A 17,220-nucleotide genomic window follows, 5' to 3' on the forward strand; every position below is an offset into this window, starting at 1 on the left:
ACGGGTGAATTCTTCCGTGGATGAACATAGCTACTTGCTCCGCGCTGCCGCAGAGAAGCAGCACGGAAATCAGGCTGCTATTCTGAAGTCAATGAGAAATCGAAGTTCACCAGGTTAACAAACTGCTGAATGCGTTCGTCGATATCTGCTTTGGTGATCTCTTTGAGACGTGTGGGACCAAATTTCTCCACGCAGAAAGAAGCCATGGCGGAACCCACAATGATGGCTGTCTTCATATTCTCGAAGGAGATGTCTTTGGTACGGGCGAGGTGGCCTATAAATCCACCGGCGAAGGTATCTCCCGCGCCTGTTGGATCGAATACATCTTCGAGGGGAAGGGCGGGTGCAAAGAATACATTGTTCTCGTGGAACAGCAATGCGCCGTGTTCCCCTTTTTTGATGATGAGGTATTTGGGACCCATGCCCATGATTACCTTAGCCGCTTTTACGAGGGAGAACTGTCCGCTGAGTTGACGGGCCTCACTGTCGTTCACCATCAGCACGTCCACTTCTTTGAGTACTTCCTCCAGTTTGGGTAATGCGATCTCCATCCAGAAATTCATGGTATCCATCACGATCAGGCGGGGACGCTGCTTCATTTGTTTGATCACGGAAAGTTGCACTTTCGGATCAAGGTTACCCAGCATCAGGAATTCGGCGCCCTGGTAGCTTACGGGGATAACGGGATCAAAATCTGCCAGTACATTGAGGTCGGTTACCAGCGTATCCCGGGTGTTCATATCGAGGTGGTATTTACCGCTCCAGAAGAAAGATTTTTTGTCCTTAACGATCTCTACGCCATCCAGTTCCACGCCACGGGAAGAGAGTTCGTCCATTTCTTCCTGGGGAAAATCGTTCCCTACAATTGACACCTGCTGAACTGGCTTTACAAAGTTACTGGCGGCATAAGCCACATAAGTTGCTGAGCCTCCGATAATACGGTCGGTTTTGCCGAAAGGTGTCTCAATGGCGTCGAAAGCCATGGTTCCTACTGAGATTAAAGACATATTTTATTTGTTTTTATAGTCGGGTGCAAACCTAATACAAAAATCCGGGGGCTTTGCTATATGTAGTATAATTTACTTATATTACATTTCCATTTGTAGATGGAAGGCCCTTGTAAGATTTAATATTTTTAACGTCTGCCCGGATATCTGCTAAGCAACTGTATCTCTGTTCCTATCCCGCCCCTTGTAAAATAACGAATGAAGTAGTGTGTCCCGGACCGTATCTGTCGCGAACGTAAAAACTGAAAAACCATGTCAGAAAACGTATTCTACTTCCGAGCGCACCTGATGGTACCTGTTTCATCCACCATCGTATTTGGCTATCTTACCAATACTTCCGCCTATCCGGAGTGGTGGGGTTCCGTAGTAAAAAGATCGCTCCCGAAGGGCAATACCCCTTCAAATGAAGTGGGCGCCAAATGCGCGATGGATATCCGTGGGCTCCTGCCCATCGTACTTCACCTGGAACACACCGTAAAAGAGATCACCGATCCCTCACATATACTGTTTGAAACCCACGGTGACCTGTCAGGGATGGGACGCTGGACACTGGAAGACGTGGATGCCGGATGCCGGATCACCTTCGAATGGTCCATCACGCCTGAAAGAAAGCTGATCCGCACACTTTCACCTTTCCTCCGCCCCGTGTTCAGGATGCACCATAAATATTGCCTTCGCCAGGCTGGACTTGGGTTGAAGAGAGAAATCGTAAGGAAACTGAACAGGTTGCCGCTGAGCAGTGTACCGATGTTTTAAGGGTAAGCTAAAGCTTTAGGTCAACTTAAAGAACAGGTACTGCTGAACAATTTACTTGAAGGCTATCTGTAATCCTTATTTCAGCGAAAAGCTCATCCCCCCGTTCTTTTCATCCTTCAATAAAATCCCCAGTTCACTGAGCTGGTTGCGTATCTTATCGGAAGTGGCGTAATCTTTCCTGGCACGGGCTTCCTTCCTGATCTCGATCAGTAGTTCCATCACCCCGTTCAGTTTATCGTCCTGAACGGCTTCTTCTTCGGTGAGTCCGAATACATTTTCAAGAAAAGTGGTGAACCCTGTTTTCAGTTTTTCCAGCGTGGCGGCGGATAAAGCGTTCACATCAATATGCCCATCTTTAATGGAGTTGATCACGGGCACCAGTTCGAACATATTGGCGAGTACTTTCGCGGTGCTGAAATCGTCCTGCATAAACACTTCGAACTCATCCACGAGCGTGTTTACACGGGCATCGAGTTCGCTATCGGCCGGAGAGGCTGATGTGCCTTCCAGTTTACGGAGATGCGCATACGCTTCCCACAGCCTTTTCAATCCTTTTTCCGCCCCCTGCAACGCTTCATTGCTGAAATCAAGCGTACTGCGGTAATGGGTCTGAAGAATGAAGAAACGCACCGTCATCGGACTATAAGCCTTTTCGAGAATGGGATGATCGCCACTGAACAACTCGGTGAGCTTGATCACGTTGTTGTAGCTTTTTCCCATCTTTTTACCGTTGATGGTGATCATATTGTTGTGCAGCCAGTACCTTGCGGGCACGTGACCGCCGTTGCAAACGGAACTTTGCGCGATCTCACTTTCGTGGTGCGGGAACATCAGGTCCATGCCTCCGCCGTGTATGTCAAATTCCTCGCCGAGGTACTTGGTACTCATCGCGGAACATTCAATATGCCAGCCGGGAAAACCTTCACCCCAGGGACTCGCCCACCGCATGATGTGTTCGGGTGGCGCGGCTTTCCACAAAGCAAAATCCTGTTTGTTCTTCTTCTCGTCCTGACCCTCCAGTTCACGGGAGGTTTCGAGCAATTCATCCACGATCCTGCCACTCAGTTTTCCGTAAGGATGCGTTTCCGCGTATTTCTTCACATCGAAATAAACGGAGCCATTGCTTTCATAAGCATATCCTTCCGCGATGATCTGTTTGATCATTTCGATCTGTTCCACGATATGTCCGGTAGCGGTAGGCTCAATACTGGGTTCCAGGTTGTTAAACCTGCGCATGGCCCAATGGAAAAGATTGGTGTATTTCTGCACCAGTTCCATCGGTTCCAACTTTTCCAGTACCGCCTTGGAAGAAATTTTATCCTCCGCCGCACGGCCCTCCTCTTCAAAGTGCCCGGCATCAGTGATATTGCGTACATAACGGACTTTGTACCCCAGGTGCATGAGGTAGCGGTAAATGATGTCAAACGTAATAAAGGGGCGCGCGTGGCCGAGGTGACTTTCGCCACTAACCGTAGGTCCGCAGACGTACATGCCCGCATATCCCGGAACAATGGGTTGGAAAGCCTCTTTCTGCCTTGTATAGGAGTTGAATACTTTTAAGTTGCTCATAATTGAAGGATGCAAATATACGTTTTCGGGCGGCAAGGTTAGCCTGGATCTTTGGGCTGAGGCTGAACCAGCGCATCAATATTCAGGTCTGCAATTTGAGGGTAATGATCTGAGTAATGAACGGTGGGCCGTTTGAACTGCTCTACCTTTATGGAAGGATCAGCAAGAATAAAATCGATCCTTAAAGTAGGCGAAATCATCCTGAAGGTTCTTCCGATTCCGCCACCTTTTTCCAGGAAAACATCCTTCTTTTTACCCCTGAGTGTAAAATAGGTATAGGATGTGGGGACATCATTAAAATCGCCCGTAAGGATAATCGGATAAGGACTTTTGTCCATTTCTCCCTTCAGTTTATCCGCCTGAAGACCGCGATAGTAATAAGCTCTTCTCAATTTAGAGAGAATAGTTTTGGAAGCCCGCAGGGTTTCCTCTTTACTGTTCCCGATATTATCGATTCCCCGGTAGTCGCCTTCGTTAAACAATACAGATTGAAGGTGCGTGGTCATTATCCTGATTTTTTTTCCTTTGACCAACACATCGGCGAAAGCCATATTTTCCACCCGTTTGCTTTCTCCAAGTTGTACTTTACCGGTATCAATAATTGGGTAGCGAGAGAAAATGATGTTTCCGATCAGGTAATCTCCGGAATATATTTTCTGCTCCACCGCGAAATAATGATAGGGATACCCCATTTTACGGGTGAATTCAACAATGTTCGGATCGTACCGCTTTGCCATCTTCGATTCAAAAAACTCCTGGAAACACAATATGTCTGCGTTCTGTTTCCGTACCACATCCAGCATCACATCCCGGTAACTTACTCCCCCTCTTTTTTTCCTGTTGTATTCATCCCAGCGCGAAACGTTCCAGGTCATCACGCGGAGCGTTCCTTCTTTTTTTTCCTCTTTCCAGGAACTGGTACTGAAGGCGAAAAAAGCCGCGATCTGCTGAAACGAGAGCAGGATAGAAACAACGGGAAGCCATGCCCAGCGCGAACGCGCGATCAGCCAGAACACCAGGAAAATAAGCTGTACCCCAATCATCACCGGCATCCCTAAACCAAGGATAGCGCTCCACCAATAAGTGCCCGGATTGAGCCAGGGCACCAGGCACGCTATTGCAACGAATACCGTTAGTACGATGTTGGAAACAATAAAAAATTTCTTCGCTATTTTTCTGATAGTCCCCGCCATGAATAAAATTGATTACGCCTCTCCTTCTCCGGCCCTTTTCAGGATTTCCTTTTCTTCTTCCGTTAATAAATGAACCCCTTTCTGGTTGATCTTATCCAGTATCGCATCAATCCGTTGCTGGGTGATCTGCGGGATTTTTTTGTAAGGTTCTCCTTTGGATTTGTAGAACATCTGGTCCTTCAACGGGGTTCTGTTCTTTGGTTTATCAGGATTGAAAAGATTGTTGAGCCAGGTAGCGAAGTTATTCATCCATGCGCCCCAGTCGTGGCCGCGCCGCAATTGCCTGACGAAAACGAAGCCAACCACCGCGCCCGCAAGATGCGCCAGGTGTCCCCCGGGATTGGTGGAATCAATGCTGGCGAAATCGATGATCACAAATACAGTGGTGAGCACCCACAACGGAATGCCGCCATTGATCATGGGGAAAAGTCTGTAATTGGGTGCCAGCGTAGTGGCCGCAACAGCAATGGCCATGGCTCCGGCGGAAGCCCCTTCCAGGGTGGAAACCGGAACACTGGGTTTGAAAACCGGCAGCAGGTTAAAACTTACCAGGTAAATGATCCCGCCGGCCAGCGCACCATATATGAAAAGGGGAATAATCTTATTGTTACCGGCCAGGTCTTGTAATATGAAGCCGAAGGCCCAAATCCACAACAGGTTACCCAGCGCGTGCCACACTTTGAAATGCATAAACGCGTAAGTGAGGATGGTCCATGGACGGGTAAGTAACTGGTCCAGACTTGCGGGCAGGGTCAGCCAGTTGTGCACGTCCGGTCTGTAAAGCTCATCCTTCATATCGGACAACAGGTAAATAATATAAATGAACTTGAAAGCCACGAAAATGATGGCCAGGAAAATGATCAGGTAGGTGAGCTGATTTCCTTCCTGCCCCAGGAACATTCTTCTTCTCCTGTTCTGTTCGAGTACGCCCATGAGTGAGATTTTAGCTTTTAAATATTGACGACAACATTTAAAAATGACCGTATTGCTAAGTTACCGATTAATTAAAATAAACCCTTATTAATAAAACGTCCGGCGATTGGTTTTGTTCCAGAAGTACACCAGCAGGAAGCCGACCAGCGCGCCGCCAAGGTGCGCCCAGTGCGCCACGTTGTCGCCTGCTGAGTTGCGCAATCCCATAAACAGTTCCACCGCCGCATAACCCAGCACGAACCATTTTACTTTGATGGGCACGAAGAAATACAGATAGATATAGCTGTTGGGGAAGAGGTAGCCGAATGCCGCAAGGCAACCGAAAACAGCGCCGGAAGCACCGATGGTGGGTTCGTAATCCGTATATTGTTTATAGGCTTCAAGTATGGTCATGGCCTCAGTACTGCGTGCGTACCCCATCTGAGGGTTGTTCATCCAGTTATCGTATACGTCTCGTGCAGTGATACCTAAGCCCGTTCCTTTCAGATGATCCTGGTACAATTGCGCAAAGATTTCAGGAGAAGGGTTTTGTTTGAACAATGCATAGGTATCCAGGAACTGGTGGAAGCCGATCCAGATCGTACCCAGGTGGATAACCGCCGCTCCAAGGCCGCAAGCCAGGTAAAATATCAGAAAGCGCTTCGGCCCCCAAAGGTTTTCCAGGATACTCCCAAACATCCAGAGGGCGAACATGTTGAAGAAGATGTGCCCGAGGTCCCCGTGCATGAACAGGTGGGTAATCAGCTGGTATGGGCTGAATAGCGGAGATTGAACATGGTGCAGGGCGAAAAGATTCATCAGTTCTCCGCCCATGCCTTGCTGCTCCAATACGGTCTGGGCCAGGAAAACAAGTCCATTGATGATCAGTAAATTCTTAATAACGAGCGGCAATACCTGGAATCCGCCCGGACGAAATTGGGTCATATACTTATTTTAGGATCGGCTCTTCAGTTTCAGTTGAACCACGTTTTCAATATGATGGGTATGCGGGAACATATCAACCGGTCTTACCCGGGTTACGTCGTACTTCTCGCTCAGTCCTATCAAATCCCGGGCCTGTGTGGCCGGATTACAACTCACATATACTACGGTGGGCGCTTCCATTTCCAGTATCTTCCGCACCAGTTTATCGTGCATCCCCGCGCGCGGCGGATCGGTGATGATCACGTCCGGTCGGCCATGCTGGTTGAAAAACGCGTCATCGCATATATCGATCACATCTCCCGCATAAAATTCGCTGTTCGGCAATCCGTTCAATGCCGCGTTTTCCTTTGCATCCTCAATGGCTTCGGGTACCATTTCCACCCCAATGATCTTTCCGGCCAGTTTGCTCACGAAAATGCCAATACTACCCGTACCGCAATAGAGGTCATAAACAGTTTCCTTCCCCGTAAGTTCAGCGAATTCCCGGGTAACCTGGTAAAGCGCCGTTCCCTGCCGGGTATTGGTCTGGAAGAATGATTTCGGCCCGATCTTAAAACGGAAATCTTCCAGTTGCTCGATCACGAAACCTTTGCCGTGGTAGGCGATGGGTTCCTGGTCGGAGATAGAGTCGTTCCATTTCAGGTTGATGGTGTACAACAAAGTAGTGATGGCCGGGAACTGCGCCAGTAACGCGTCGAACAACGCGATCCGGTCCTTTTTGCGTTCTTCCCCGAATACCACGTTCACCATAATTTCCCCGGTGGTGCACAACCGGACCTGCATGGTGCGCAACCAGCCCTGGTGGGCGCGTATATCATAGAAAGAAAGATTCCTTTGTACCGCGAAATCACGGATGAACTTCCGGATCAGGTTGGTGGGTTCCTCCTGAAGATGGCATACGTCTATATCTACCAGCTTATCGAACATCCCCCTGGCGTGGAAACCGGCCACGGGTTGGTTCGGATCGATGTCCGGATTATTCAGTTCGGAAGGAAGCAGGTATCTCCTGTTGCCGAAGGTGTACTCAATCTTATTCCTGTAGTACCGGGTATCTTCCGCACCCAGGATGGATTCCATGGGGGGAAGCGGCACCTTGCCGATACGGGTGAGGTTGTCCACCACCTGTTGCTGCTTGTAAACCAATTGCTTATCATAGGGAAGCATCTGCCAGCGGCAACCGCCGCAAACCCCGAAATGGGCGCAGAAAGGCTCCACCCGGTCGGGGGAATAGCCGGTAAAACCGGTCACATGTCCTTCGGCCCAGTCTTTTTTGCTCTTGCCCAGGCGCAGGTTCACCGTATCGCCGGGAACGGCTCCTTCTATAAAAATCACTTTTCCTTCCACGCGCGCGAGGGATTTGCCTTCCGCGGCGTATTGCTCCACGAGTACATTGGAGAGTTCGATGTTCTTTTTTCTTTTTGGCACGGTGCAAAAGTAACCATTACAATAGATTCAGGGCCAATCCGTTTATTTGGATAATTTTGGGTTCACGCGAAGAAGTATTTTGGGTTCACACAAAGACGCAAGGGGGCAAGGACGCAAGTAGTGGTGCAGGTGCTGCAGGTTTCGGGAAAGTTTCTCGCTACGGCGCAACGACGCAACGGGATCGTTTGTTTGCCGTCTTTGATTTGATGATTGTATAGAAAATAATCCACCTGAAATTTCTAATAATGCGATGCCAACTTCACAATGCCTTGCGTCGTTGCGCCGTTGCGAGAAAAAAATAAGATTGACAGACCAAAAATAAATATGAAAAATATCCTTTCCGCCTTTCTGCTCACTTTTACCTCCGCCCTTGCCAGCGCGCAGGGCTACGAGATCAAAGTAACCCTGAAGCCTTTCAAAAACGAAAAAATCTACCTCGCGTACCATTACGGCGACATCAAAGGCCTCGCTGATTCCGCCATGCTGGATGGCTCAAGCAATGCAGTCTTTAAGGGAGAAAAGCCGCTTCCCCCGGGTATATATATGATGGTATCGCCCGCGAAAGTGATCCTTTTTGAAATGCTGATCGATAAACTGCAAAAGTTCGCTGTTTCGGCAGATACTGCGGACCTTAAAAAGGTAGTATATACCGGCTCGCCCGATAATACAGCGTTTCGCGCGTATCAAAATTTCACCGATGAAAAAGGGAAAATACTCAACCAACTCCAGGGTAAACTAAAGGCCTCTGGCGATGCGGCTGAAAAAGAAAACCTTCAGCAACAGATGCGCGCCCTGAGTAAGGAAATAGAAAATTACCGCACCGATTATGTAAAGAAGAACCCTTCGGGTATGCTCTCCGCGTTGTTTAACGCGCTGCGCGAACCGGTGGTGCCGCCCGCCAACCAACATCCGGGTGGCAAATATGATTCCGCTTTCGCTTACCGGTACTACAAATCCCATTACTGGGATGGTATCCATTTCGGAGACGACCGCCTCGTGAGAACCCCCTTCTTCAAACCCAAACTGAAAAGGTATTACGAGCAACTCGTTTCCCCTGAACCGGATTCCATCATCGTGGAAACGGATTACATGTTGCAGGAAGCCACCGGCACCCAGGAAATGTTCAAGTTCCTGCTGAGTGAATTCATCGACAAATACATCAACCCCGAATTCATGGGGCAGGACAAGGTATTCATCTACCTGTTCGAGAAATACATCAATGCCGGACAAGCCACCTGGCTGTCGGAAAAGCAACGCAAATACATCAATGAAAGGGCATACAGTTTAATGGCCAACCAACTGGGTTTACCCGCTTCCCCACTCGACCTGGTGGATACAACAGGAAAAAAACGCCCGCTTTATGAGGTAAAAGCACCCTATACCGTGGTGGTTTTCTGGGACCCTACCTGCGGACATTGCAAGGAAGTGGTGCCCAAAGTTGATTCGATGTACAACGCCAAATGGAAAAGCATGGGCATCGCGGTGTACGGCGTAATGGTAGATGGCGGATTACCCGCCTGGAAAACGTTCATCAACGAGCATAAGCTCACCGGCTGGACGCATGTGTACCAAACAGAAGCCGACCGCGAAGCCGATTATAACGCCGGACGCCCCAATTACCGCCAGTTGTATGATGTGTACCAAACCCCGGTAATTTACCTGCTGGACGAGAACAAACGCATCGTGGCCAAAAAACTTACCTACGACCAGGTGGACAAGGTGATAGAAATGAAAAAGAAATAAGCGATGCCCAATTTTATGAAAAAAACCCTATTCTTCTGTAGTTTACTGCTGCTCTCTGCTACCGCTTTCACCCAAACGCTTTTTACCGTTGGCGGGGAATCCGTTTCCACAGAGGCTTTCAAGAAAGCCTTCAAAAAAAACAATCCCACCGACAGCAGTATTCAGGCAATGCAGGATTACCTGAAACTGTACATCAGGTACAAACTGAAAGTGAAAGCCGCCATCGCGAAAGGTATCGATACCCTGCCGGCACAACGCCAGGAAGCGGAGCAGTTCCGTTCTCAGATCGCAGAACCATATATGCTGGATGGCGCGCGCATTCAATCGCTCACGGAAGAAGCCATCAGCAGGGCAAAAACAGATGTACTCGCGGCGCAGATTTTCATTCCTTTTGCCAAAGATGAAGCCGGAGCCCTTGCACAGATCAACGCGGCCCACAATATGCTGAAGAAGGGAATGCCGTTCCAGGAAGTAGCGGCGAAGTTCTCCTCAAATGGTACGCACAAAAATGGTCGCATTGGCTGGGTCACCGCTTTTACCCTGCCGTATACGCCTGAATCTGTTTTATACGAATTAAAACCAGGCACTTTCTCGGCACCACTGAAAAGCAGCGCCGGTTACCATATTTTCAGGAAAGAAGCCGTTCGCCCCAATCCCGGACAATTGAGTGTGGCGCATATCCTGCTTACTTTCCCTCCGGAAGCAAGTGCAAAAGATTCCCTTGCTGTCTTGAAAAAAGCAGATTCCGTTTACAACGAACTGCTCAAAGGACGCCCTTTCGCGGACGTGGCCAGAGCTGTGAGCGACGACAACGGCAGTTTCCAGCAGGGAGGCGAACTCGCCCCATTCTCCACGGGTGAAAACGATGAAGTATTTGAAAACGCAGCCTTTGCGCTGACCAAAGATGGCGCTATCAGCAAACCGGTACTTACCGCTTATGGCTATCACATCATCAAAAGGATGAAGCTGATCCCACGTTCTGTTATCAGTGCGGATCCGCTGTATGTGGAATCCATCCGCCAGCAGATTTACCAGGATAGCCGCTCCGAACAAGCCAGGGATGCACTCATTGATATGGTGATCAGAAAGGCGGGCAGTAAGCTACTCGTTCCTGAAAAGGACCTTTTCGATTTTTCTGAAAAGAACCTTCAGACCGATACCATTGTACCCCACAATAAAATCAGCACACGCACCCCGGTTTTGTCTACCGGTAGCCGAACAATGGACGCACTGGAATGGTGCAGGTACATACGTGTGGCCAGGAATCCACTGAACAACCAGGAACAACCCAAATCCTATCCCGAGTTGCTGGAAACCATGCGCCGCTACGAGGCCATGCAATATTACCGGGACCACCTGGAGGAATTTCAGCCCGCCTTCGCCGAACAGTTCAGGGAGTTCAAAGAGGGCAATATGCTTTTTGAGATCATGCAGCAGGAAGTATGGAACAAATCATCCGCAGACAGTTCCGGCCTGGTCAGGTTCTACCAGCAAAACAAGGAGAAATATTTCTGGGAACCTTCTGCGGAAGCCGTGTTGCTCACCTGCACCGATCAGATGGCCGCCGGTGAACTGAAAAGAAAGATAACGGCCAACCCGGGGCAATGGCAGCAAATTACAGATGGCATGGAAGGAAGGGCCACAGCGGATTCCGCAAAAATGGAACTGACGCAACTGCCCATCAGCGGCAATGCCCCGTTGAAAGAAAAGGGCTTTACAGAACAGGTACTGCAGGCCGATGGCACAGTGCTGTTTGCCTACATTTTTAAACTGTATCCGGAAAAACACCCACGTAACTTCGATGAGGCCCGGGGGTTTGTACTAAACGATTACCAGCAATTTCTGGAAGATGAATGGGTGAAAAAACTTGAAAAAGCATACCCCGTTACCGTCCATGAAAAGGAAAGAAAGCAACTTTTCGGAAACGCAGGAAAGTAGTTGGCATAGTTTCTGCCTAAAGAGAAACGTGATCCGATACCGGCCTGTGGGCTCTGATCCCGGCTTTGAATAATATAAAAGCAGAACTACTACAAAAGGAATGGGGGCGATATTCTCGCCCCCAATTTATTTTACAGAACCGGTAGTTCCTATTGAATCTGTTTCACCACATTATACACCACTTTCGGTTTACCGATAGTGTAGTAGTGCAATACGGGTACGCCGTTCTTTTTCAACTCCCGGGATTGGTTCAGCAGCCATTCGGTGCCCACTTCCTCCACTTCAGCGTCGGTTTTACACTTCATGACTTCCAGGCTGAGTTCTGTAGGAAGATCAATATGGAAAACACGGGGCAGTACGGTGAGTTGTTTCCTGGTGGTCAGTGGTTTCAACCCGGGGATGATAGGCACTTCGATACCCGCGGCACGGCAATCGTCCACGAATTTGAAATACTTTTTATTATCGAAGAACATCTGGGTCATAATGTATTCTGCACCCGCCTCTACTTTATTCTTCAGGTATTCCATATCGATCTCCGGATTCGGGGCCTCGAAATGTTTTTCGGGGTAGCCTGCCACGCCCATGCAGAAATTCGTTTTACCTCCGTTCTGAATATCCTCCTCCAGGTAAATCCCTGTATTCAGGTTGGATATCTGGCGCATCAGGTCGATGGCGTAGCGGTGCCCTCCGGGATGTGGTTCGAAGGAGGCCTCATTTTTAGCGGCATCACCCCTTAACACCAGCACGTTGTCGATGCCGAGGAAGTTCAGGTCTATCAACGCGTTCTCCGTTTCTTCTTTGGTAAAACCGCCACAAATCAGGTGGGGAACGGTGTCCACGTTATAATGGTTGCGCAGGGCCGCGCAAATGGCTACAGTTCCGGGGCGCTTGCGGACTTCTATTTTAGAGAAACTGCCGTCCAGTTTCTTTTTGAACATGGTTTCGGCGCGGTGGTAGGTCACATTGATCCAGGACGGCTTAAACTCCATCAACGGATCAAGATGGTCGTAAATACTTTGGATGGTCTTCCCTTTCAAAGGAGGAAGAATTTCGAATGAGACCAGGGTATCTTTGGCCTGTCGGATATGGTCAATTACCTTCATGTGCAGTTTTTAACGGGGCAAACCTACAAGAAAAACAGTTAATTTATTATAATACGTTGAATTTTAGGAAAAGCGTATAAACACCATCCCTTATTTTTGCCATTCAATCATTTTATTTTGAGTTTGACCATCCATACCAAAGACCTTGTAAAGCGTTACAGCAGCAGAACAGTGGTGAATCATGTTTCCGTAGATGTGAAACAGGGAGAAATCGTAGGACTGCTCGGGCCGAACGGGGCCGGGAAAACAACCACATTCTATATGGTAGTTGGGCTCATCAAACCGGATGAAGGCAGCGTTTTCCTGGAAGAAGAGGACATTACCAAACTCCCCATGTACAAGCGTGCCCAAATGGGCATCGGTTACCTGCCGCAGGAAGCGTCCGTTTTCAGAAAACTGAGCGTGGAAGATAATATCTCAGCCGTGCTGGAAATGACCAAACTTTCCAAAGCCGAACAAAAAGAAAAACTGGAGGATCTTTTAACCGAGTTCAGGCTGCACCATGTGCGCAAAAACAACGGAGATTCCCTTTCCGGAGGAGAACGCCGCCGTACCGAAATAGCCCGTGCGCTGGCGGTAAACCCCAAATTCATTCTCCTGGATGAGCCCTTCGCCGGTGTGGACCCCATCGCGGTGGAAGATATCCAGATGGTGGTGGCCCGGCTCAAATTCAAGAACATCGGTATCCTGATCACCGACCACAACGTAAACGAAACCCTCTCGATCTGCGACCGGGCTTACCTCCTGATCGATGGAAAAATATTTAAACACGGGACCGCCGAAGAACTGGCCGAAGACGAACAGGTGAAACGCCTCTACCTCGGAAGGAATTTCGAACTGAAACGGAAAGATTACCTGCTTTCCCCCGAAAACAACGAGCCCATGCCCGATGTGGTTAAAATACCCGACTAATCCGCACAGCGCAGATTTCCATCAATTCCCTATTTTAAATTCAGAATTCGGAATTTAAAATTTATTTTGCCGTATGAGGATTTTAAGTCCTGCCATATCACGACTTGCCAGGCTCCGTTTGTGGCAAATTGAACAGTGGATGCAATATCCTGAGGCCGCCCAGCGCGAAGTACTTCAGGAACTTGTTACAGCCGCGCAGTACACTACATTCGGCAGGAAATACGGTTTCAACAAACTCTTCTCCGTTAAAGCTTTCAAACAGGCCGTTCCCATTCACGACTATGACGACCTGAAACCCTACATCGAAAAGATGATGGCGGGAGAAGAAAATGTGCTCTGGAATACACCGGTGGAATGGTTCGCGAAGAGCAGCGGTACTACCAGCGACAAAAGCAAATTCATCCCCATCAGTAAGGAAAGCCTGGAAGAAACACATTTTCAGGGCGCGAAAGATGTGCTTACTATGTATTACAGCACACATCCCGATTCCGATCTGTTAACGGGAAAAGGACTGGTGCTGGGCGGAAGCCACCAGGTGAACCAGTTCAACGATACGATATCGTATGGCGACCTGAGCGCCGTATTATTGCAGAACACTCCTTTCTGGGGGCACTGGCTCCGTACGCCCGATCTTTCCATCGCCCTGATGGATGAATGGGAATCGAAGATCGAAATGCTGGCCCAGAGCACTCTAAACGAAAATGTAACCTCTATTTCCGGCGTTCCCACATGGACATTGGTGCTTTTCCGGAGGATACTGGAACTTTCCGGCAAGTCTACCGTAAAAGAAGTGTGGCCAAACCTTGAACTGTATATGCACGGCGGCGTTTCGTTCACGCCTTACCGTGAGCAGTTCCGGAAACTGATCGGTGCGCCCATCCGCTACCTCGAAATGTACAATGCCAGCGAAGGCTTCTTCGCGGCACAGGCACATCCGGATGATGACGGCATGTTGCTCTACACCCGGCACGGCATTTTTTATGAATTCATGCCCATCGAAGAATATGGAAAGGAGCACCCGCAAACCATCGGCTTACCCGAAGTTGAACTCAACAAACACTATGCACCGGTGATTTCCACCAACGGCGGGTTGTGGCGCTACCTGCTGGGCGACACTATTCAGTTCGTGTCTAAAAATCCTTACCGGATAAAAGTAAGCGGTCGCCTCAAACATTACATCAACGCCTTCGGAGAGGAACTTATGGTGGACAATACCGATCGCGCCATCGCAATGGCCTGCGAAAGAACCGGAGCGGTAGTGAACGACTATACCGCGGCACCCGTTTATTTCTCCAATGCGGAAAATGGCGCCCACGAATGGCTGATCGAATTTGAAGCGGCCCCGCAGGACATTCAGCGTTTCGCCTACGAACTGGACAACGCTTTAAAGAACCTGAATTCGGATTACGAAGCGAAGCGGCATAAAGATATGGCCCTGCGTATGCCCATCCTGCACAACATTCCGAAAGGATTGTTCACCCGTTGGCTGAAGGAAAAAGGCAAGTTGGGTGGTCAGCACAAGGTACCCCGTCTCTCCAACGACAGGTGCTACATAGACGAAATCATGGCGCTGCATGCACAGGCTTAGTGGCGGCGGATACCAATTCACCTGTTTCCACCTGCCGATCATCTTCAGATATTTCATACTTTCGGCCCCGGATTCCGATATTTAAAACCGTGCATCCACACGGTCATGAACTGAACCAAAAACAAAAACGGATGAAATTACTCGACAACAAAGTTGCCATTGTAACCGGTGCCGCCCGTGGCATCGGAGAAGGAATAGCCCTCAAACTCGCCGAACATGGCGCCAGCATCGCCTTTACCTATGTGAGTGAAGGCAGCGCCGAAAAAGCGGCAGCGCTCGAAGAAAAACTGAAAGGCATGGGCGTAAAAGCAAAAGCCTACCGCAGCAATGCAGGCGTATTTGAAGAATGTGAAACCTTCGTGAATGATGTAATGAAGGAATTCGGCACCGTAGATGTATGCGTGAACAATGCGGGTATCTCCAAAGACAACCTCCTCCTCCGTATGAGCGTTGACCAGTGGAACGACGTGATCGCCACCAACCTGAACAGTGTTTTCAACATGACCAAGCAGGTGATCCGCCCCATGATGAAAGCCAAAAGCGGCAGCATCATCAACATGAGCTCCATCATCGGCATACGCGGAAACGCTGGACAAGCGAGCTACGCGGCCAGTAAAGCAGGTATCATCGGCTTCACCAAAAGTGTGGCGCATGAACTGGGTAGCCGCAACATCCGTTGCAACGCCATCGCCCCGGGCTTTATCGAAACCGATATGACCCACTACCTGAAAGAAGGCGCGGCGGCTGATGATTTTCTGAAAAAAATCCCGCTGGGCAGATTTGGCAAAACAGAAGAGATTGCCAATACTACCCTGTTTCTCGCCTCCGATATGAGTTCGTACATCACCGGGCAGGTACTGAGCGCCTGCGGCGGACTGAATATATAATTGAAAAATAAGATAAGCATCCCTGCCCGTATTGGGCGGGGATTTTTTATGCGCCTGCAGGTTGAAATGCAGGAATAGCGCTATTTGCAGGAACAGGCTTTTTAGCCGGAGACTTCTTCTTTTTCCTGACCCACCAGATCGCGAAACCGGTTACGGGCATACTTGCGGCAAGTAAACTCAGCAGGAAGGCGAATATTTTTCCCCCCATGCCAAAGAAGCGACCGGTATGCAAATCATAATTACTGTGTTTGAACTTATCGCCGGCAGAATAATTCGCATACAGGTTTTCACGAACCACTTTTCCTGAAACAGCATCTACCTGGATATCATTTGTTTTGCGGTACCATTTGTAGGGGTAGTGCAGTTTTAATTTGATGGGCTCCCCCTTCTTCTGGGGAAAATTAATATGCGTCTCAGTGGCTCCCGGATATTTTGCGGAAGCTTCCTGATAAGCCAGAACAGGTGAATAGAACACATTGTTTCCAGCCATCATCATTCCGGGTTCCATTCTTTTTTTCTCATCTTCCTTTTTCTTTTCATAAGGAGAGCCCGTAACAAAATAAACGGTACGCTTCACCCAATCGAACGACCACCACATGCCTGTGAATACTATCACCAGCAAAAAAAGCGAACTGTAAAAGCCGAACACATTGTGAAAATCATAGTTCACGCGTTTAGCGGAGGCATTCCATTTCACTTTAAACGATTGCTTCCGCCGCGCCTTATTGCCCGGGAACCAGAGCACAATACCTGAAATAAGCAGCACGAGGAAAATCAGGATATTAACCCGGATGATCCATTTCCCTACTTCACCGAGCAGCAACGAGGTATGTATCTTTTCAACGGTATGCAGCCAGTCGTGGCGACTGAACCTACTGATCACTGCCCCTGAATAAGGATTGATGGCTACCGCCATCTCTTTTTCAAGGTGTACCTGCCAGGCCCTGTCGGGCTCGCTGTACACCCGGAGCTGCTTCAGTTTTTCGCCAGGGAAAGCAGTGGTTACCGCTGCAAGTGCCGCATCCGCTGTTATGAATGATTTTCCCGCCTGGGGTTCTACAAATAAAACCTCCCTGTGCATCTTCTCCCGGATTTCTTCTTCAAAAACATAAATACACCCGGTAATGCTCACGATAAATACAATAAGACCACTGGCAAGCCCCAACCAAAGGTGAAGCTTGCCAGAAATTATTTTCGCGGGCGTGGGCCCTTTCTTCTTTTTATTGCTCATGGGTATGCGCC

14 protein-coding genes are annotated in these 17,220 nt (G+C 49.0%); 6 read left to right on the forward strand and 8 right to left on the reverse strand.

The window, feature by feature from the left end; all coding sequences use genetic code 11:
* Positions 1-77 precede the first annotated feature (77 nt).
* Positions 78-1,007, reverse strand: coding sequence for a PfkB family carbohydrate kinase (locus M4J38_RS05125; RefSeq protein ID WP_251758458.1), 930 nt, complete (start codon positions 1,005-1,007; stop codon positions 78-80).
* Positions 1,008-1,259: 252 nt separating this feature from the next.
* Here M4J38_RS05125 and M4J38_RS05130 point away from each other — a divergent pair, with 252 nt between their 5' ends.
* Entirely contained in the window at positions 1,260-1,763 is a 504-nt protein-coding gene (locus M4J38_RS05130; RefSeq protein ID WP_251758459.1) for an SRPBCC family protein, read from the forward strand.
* Positions 1,764-1,838: 75 nt separating this feature from the next.
* On the opposite strand, the gene cysS is transcribed toward M4J38_RS05130, so the two are convergent.
* The 5 genes from cysS to rlmD form a co-directional block, all read right to left on the reverse strand.
* The gene (gene cysS, locus M4J38_RS05135) at positions 1,839-3,332 is read right to left on the reverse strand and encodes a cysteine--tRNA ligase (RefSeq protein WP_251758460.1); all 1,494 of its coding nucleotides are present in this window, start codon (positions 3,330-3,332) and stop codon (positions 1,839-1,841) included.
* A 38-nt stretch (positions 3,333-3,370) separates the two neighbouring features.
* Positions 3,371-4,525 (reverse strand): endonuclease/exonuclease/phosphatase family protein, encoded by a 1,155-nt coding sequence (locus tag M4J38_RS05140; protein ID WP_251758461.1) that lies wholly within the window; start codon positions 4,523-4,525, stop codon positions 3,371-3,373.
* Between the two features lie 12 nt (positions 4,526-4,537).
* Positions 4,538-5,458, reverse strand: coding sequence for a rhomboid family intramembrane serine protease (locus M4J38_RS05145; RefSeq protein WP_251758462.1), 921 nt, complete (start codon positions 5,456-5,458; stop codon positions 4,538-4,540).
* A gap of 87 nt (positions 5,459-5,545) precedes the next feature.
* On the reverse strand, positions 5,546-6,382 hold the full coding sequence (locus M4J38_RS05150) for a rhomboid family intramembrane serine protease (protein WP_251758463.1): 837 nt from the start codon (positions 6,380-6,382) through the stop codon (positions 5,546-5,548).
* A 9-nt stretch (positions 6,383-6,391) separates the two neighbouring features.
* On the reverse strand, positions 6,392-7,807 hold the full coding sequence (rlmD, locus tag M4J38_RS05155) for a 23S rRNA (uracil(1939)-C(5))-methyltransferase RlmD (protein ID WP_251758464.1): 1,416 nt from the start codon (positions 7,805-7,807) through the stop codon (positions 6,392-6,394).
* Between the two features lie 324 nt (positions 7,808-8,131).
* Here rlmD and M4J38_RS05160 point away from each other — a divergent pair, with 324 nt between their 5' ends.
* Together M4J38_RS05160 and M4J38_RS05165 are read left to right on the forward strand one after the other, a co-directional pair.
* On the forward strand, positions 8,132-9,550 hold the full coding sequence (locus M4J38_RS05160) for a TlpA family protein disulfide reductase (RefSeq protein WP_251758465.1): 1,419 nt from the start codon (positions 8,132-8,134) through the stop codon (positions 9,548-9,550).
* A 15-nt stretch (positions 9,551-9,565) separates the two neighbouring features.
* Positions 9,566-11,488, forward strand: coding sequence for a peptidylprolyl isomerase (locus tag M4J38_RS05165; protein WP_251758466.1), 1,923 nt, complete (start codon positions 9,566-9,568; stop codon positions 11,486-11,488).
* Positions 11,489-11,637: 149 nt separating this feature from the next.
* On the opposite strand, the gene metF is transcribed toward M4J38_RS05165, so the two are convergent.
* Positions 11,638-12,591, reverse strand: coding sequence for a methylenetetrahydrofolate reductase [NAD(P)H] (gene metF, locus M4J38_RS05170; protein ID WP_251758467.1), 954 nt, complete (start codon positions 12,589-12,591; stop codon positions 11,638-11,640).
* A gap of 117 nt (positions 12,592-12,708) precedes the next feature.
* Here metF and lptB point away from each other — a divergent pair, with 117 nt between their 5' ends.
* From lptB to fabG, 3 genes are all read left to right on the forward strand, one after another.
* A complete protein-coding gene (lptB, locus tag M4J38_RS05175) occupies positions 12,709-13,503 on the forward strand; it encodes an LPS export ABC transporter ATP-binding protein (RefSeq protein ID WP_251758468.1) in 795 nt (264 codons plus the stop codon).
* Between the two features lie 73 nt (positions 13,504-13,576).
* Positions 13,577-15,091: a GH3 auxin-responsive promoter family protein gene (locus M4J38_RS05180; RefSeq protein ID WP_251758469.1), complete on the forward strand. Its 1,515-nt coding sequence runs from the start codon at positions 13,577-13,579 to the stop codon at positions 15,089-15,091.
* Positions 15,092-15,222: 131 nt separating this feature from the next.
* Entirely contained in the window at positions 15,223-15,978 is a 756-nt protein-coding gene (gene fabG, locus M4J38_RS05185; protein WP_251758470.1) for a 3-oxoacyl-[acyl-carrier-protein] reductase, read from the forward strand.
* Positions 15,979-16,024: 46 nt separating this feature from the next.
* On the opposite strand, the gene M4J38_RS05190 is transcribed toward fabG, so the two are convergent.
* Positions 16,025-17,209, reverse strand: a complete 1,185-nt coding sequence (locus M4J38_RS05190) for a PepSY domain-containing protein (RefSeq protein WP_251758471.1) — start codon at positions 17,207-17,209, stop codon at positions 16,025-16,027.
* Positions 17,210-17,220 lie beyond the last annotated feature (11 nt).

The sequence above is a fragment of the Parasegetibacter sp. NRK P23 genome, from assembly GCF_023721715.1.
Classification (GTDB): domain Bacteria; phylum Bacteroidota; class Bacteroidia; order Chitinophagales; family Chitinophagaceae; genus Parasegetibacter.

Bases quoted from the DNA above. Each gene is read 5' to 3' on its own strand.
- M4J38_RS05125 (WP_251758458.1), bottom strand. From the start codon at position 1,007: ATGTCTTTAATCTCAGTAGGAACCATGGCTTTCGACGCCATTGAGACA.
- M4J38_RS05130 (WP_251758459.1), top strand. From the start codon at position 1,260: ATGTCAGAAAACGTATTCTACTTCCGAGCGCACCTGATGGTACCTGTT.
- cysS (WP_251758460.1), bottom strand. From the start codon at position 3,332: ATGAGCAACTTAAAAGTATTCAACTCCTATACAAGGCAGAAAGAGGCT.
- M4J38_RS05140 (WP_251758461.1), bottom strand. From the start codon at position 4,525: ATGGCGGGGACTATCAGAAAAATAGCGAAGAAATTTTTTATTGTTTCC.
- M4J38_RS05145 (WP_251758462.1), bottom strand. From the start codon at position 5,458: ATGGGCGTACTCGAACAGAACAGGAGAAGAAGAATGTTCCTGGGGCAG.
- M4J38_RS05150 (WP_251758463.1), bottom strand. From the start codon at position 6,382: ATGACCCAATTTCGTCCGGGCGGATTCCAGGTATTGCCGCTCGTTATT.
- M4J38_RS05160 (WP_251758465.1), top strand. From the start codon at position 8,132: ATGAAAAATATCCTTTCCGCCTTTCTGCTCACTTTTACCTCCGCCCTT.
- M4J38_RS05165 (WP_251758466.1), top strand. From the start codon at position 9,566: ATGAAAAAAACCCTATTCTTCTGTAGTTTACTGCTGCTCTCTGCTACC.
- metF (WP_251758467.1), bottom strand. From the start codon at position 12,591: ATGAAGGTAATTGACCATATCCGACAGGCCAAAGATACCCTGGTCTCA.
- M4J38_RS05180 (WP_251758469.1), top strand. From the start codon at position 13,577: ATGAGGATTTTAAGTCCTGCCATATCACGACTTGCCAGGCTCCGTTTG.
- fabG (WP_251758470.1), top strand. From the start codon at position 15,223: ATGAAATTACTCGACAACAAAGTTGCCATTGTAACCGGTGCCGCCCGT.
- M4J38_RS05190 (WP_251758471.1), bottom strand. From the start codon at position 17,209: ATGAGCAATAAAAAGAAGAAAGGGCCCACGCCCGCGAAAATAATTTCT.